The following is a 2,353-nucleotide window of genomic DNA, read 5'->3' as shown; positions in this document are numbered from 1 at the left end:
TAGCATGGAAGACTCCTTCGGGGATCGTTGTGCCTGAAGCTTAGGTTGCGCTGCCTGAACGCAATATGAACGAACGTCAACGAACGTGAACGGCAGGGCTTCCGATGCCGCGGCGCAACGGGGGACCTGCCGGGCAGGCCGGCCCGCTTGCATTCTGCCGGCGCTGCCGGGCTTGTCGGACAGGGATGGCAGACGCACGGGATGCCTGCCCGCAGAGGTGCACTCCTAGAATTTTCCGATTCATCGTCAGCAGAAACTGGAGACGTCCCATGAAGAAGCTCATGCTCGCCGCCACGGCCCTCGCGGTCGCCGCAGCGCTCGCCGGCTGCGGCCGCAACGACGACAACGCCGCCGACACCACGGCCTCGACCTCGCCCTCGACGACCGCGCCGGCGTCGACCGACAACTCCAACATGGCCACGCTGCCCTCGACCAGCGACAACAGCACCAACATGGCCACCGCGCCGTCGACGAGCGACAGCAGCACCAACATGGCCACGGCGCCGTCCACCAGCGACAGCAGCACCAACATGGCCGCCGCGCCCACCACCAGCAGCACGACGGACCAGTCCTCCAGCACGGTGGCGTCGTCTTCCACCGGCACGGACGCCAGCAACACCGCGGCCATGGGCGCGGGCGCCAGCGGCCAGACGGTCTACAGCAGCACCTGCGCCATGTGCCACGCCGCCAGCGTCGCCGGTGCGCCGAAGCCGGGCGACAAGGCCGAATGGAAGCCGCGCATCGCCCAGGGCAAGGACACGCTGTACCAGCACGCGATCAACGGCTTCACCGGCAAGAAGGGCATGATGCCCCCGAAGGGCGGCAACACCTCGCTGCCGGACGCGGACGTGAAGGCCGCCGTCGATTACATGGTGAGCCAGTCGCAGTAAGAGGTCGTCCCCGCGCAGGCGGGGATCCTGGAGGGCCGGCACGGGCCGGCCCCTCCCGGCAACGGTGCGGCTCGTATCATTGCCGCCCATGTCCAGACGCAAGCGCATCGGCATCCTCACCGGGGGCGGCGACAGCCCGGGCCTGAACGCGGTCATCCGCGCGGTCGCCAAGAGCCTGATGCAGGACGCGGGGGCCGAGGTGTTCGGTTTCGTCGACGGTTTCGCCGGCATGATCGAGCAGCAGGTGCGGCGGCTCAGCTACGCCGACGTGTCCGGCATCCTGACGCTCGGCGGCACCATCCTCGGCACCAGCAACAAGGCCAATCCCTTCGCCTACTACGCGCGCGGCAACGCCGACGTGTCGGCCGAAGTGGTGCGCTACGTGCGCGAGGACCTGAAGCTCGATGCGGTGGTCGCCATCGGCGGCGACGGCACCATGTCGATCGCGCACCGGCTGCAGCAGGCCGGCATCCCGATGGTGGGCGTGCCCAAGACGATCGACAACGACCTGATGTACACCGACCGCACCTTCGGCTTCGACACGGCGGTGGCCATCGCGACCGAGGCGATCGACCGGCTGCACACCACGGCGCAGAGCCACCACCGGGTGATGATCCTGGAGACCATGGGGCGCTACGCCGGCTGGATCGCCCTCTATGCCGGCGTGGCCGGCGGCGCCGACATCATCCTGATCCCGGAATTCGATTACGACATCGAGGAGGTCGCGCGCGTGTGCCGCGAGCGCGCCCGCGGCGGCCAGCGCTTCACGCTGGTCTGCGTCGCGGAGGGCGCCAAGGCCAGGGGCGGCGAACTCGCGGTGCGGCAGGTGGTGGCCGACAGCCCCGATCCGCTGCGGCTGGGCGGCGTGTGCAACGTGCTGGAACATGCGCTGTGCCAGCGGATCGACACCGAAGTGCGCACCGCGATCCTCGGCCACGTGCAGCGCGGCGGCACGCCCACCGCCTACGACCGCAACCTCGCCACCGCTTTCGGCGCCTATGCGGCGGCGCTGGTGGCCGACGAACAGTGGGGCCGCATGGCGGCGGTGCAGCAGGGGCGCCTGACCGGCGTCGCGATCGCCGACGTCGCCAACCGCCAGCGCACCGTCGCCCCCGACGCGCCGATGGTCGCCACCGCGATGGCGGTAGGCACCTCCTTCGGCGTGCCGGGGATGCAGTTGCGGTTCGATGGCAAGGTGCCGTCGGCGTTCATGACGTGAAGGGACGCGCAGCGTACGGGGGCCCCTCCCGCTGCGCCTCATTCACCAGCCACTTCCTGAACCCCGCCACCGCTGCCCGCTCCGGCTGCTCCGGCTGCACCAGGTAGTACGCCCGCCGCGTCATCGCCCCGCGCTCGCAGGCCGGCACCAGCGTCCTGGCGGCCAGCTCCGCCTGGATCAAGAGCGTGGGCAGCAGCGCCACGCCCATTCCGCAGCTCGCGGCCGCCACCTGCATCGAGAACAG

3 protein-coding genes are annotated in these 2,353 nt (G+C 70.1%); 2 read left to right on the top strand and 1 reads right to left on the bottom strand.

Annotated elements, in window-relative coordinates:
• Positions 1 to 269: 269 nt before the first annotated feature.
• Positions 270 to 890, top strand: coding sequence for a c-type cytochrome (locus VFM98_RS26160; RefSeq protein WP_414708970.1), 621 nt, complete (start codon positions 270 to 272; stop codon positions 888 to 890).
• An 88-nt stretch (positions 891 to 978) separates the two neighbouring features.
• Complete coding sequence (locus VFM98_RS01865; RefSeq protein WP_325108192.1) at positions 979 to 2,109, top strand: ATP-dependent 6-phosphofructokinase; 1,131 nt, start codon at positions 979 to 981, stop codon at positions 2,107 to 2,109.
• On the opposite strand, the gene VFM98_RS01860 is transcribed toward VFM98_RS01865, so the two are convergent.
• On the bottom strand, positions 2,099 to 2,353 hold a 255-nt coding region (locus tag VFM98_RS01860), incomplete at its 5' end, for a LysR substrate-binding domain-containing protein (RefSeq protein WP_325108191.1). The genes VFM98_RS01865 and VFM98_RS01860 overlap by 11 nt on opposite strands.

Origin of the sequence: Ramlibacter sp. (assembly GCF_035706265.1) — a bacterium.
Lineage (GTDB): Bacteria > Pseudomonadota > Gammaproteobacteria > Burkholderiales > Burkholderiaceae_C > Ramlibacter.
This window is presented reverse-complemented; position numbering and strand designations above follow the sequence as displayed.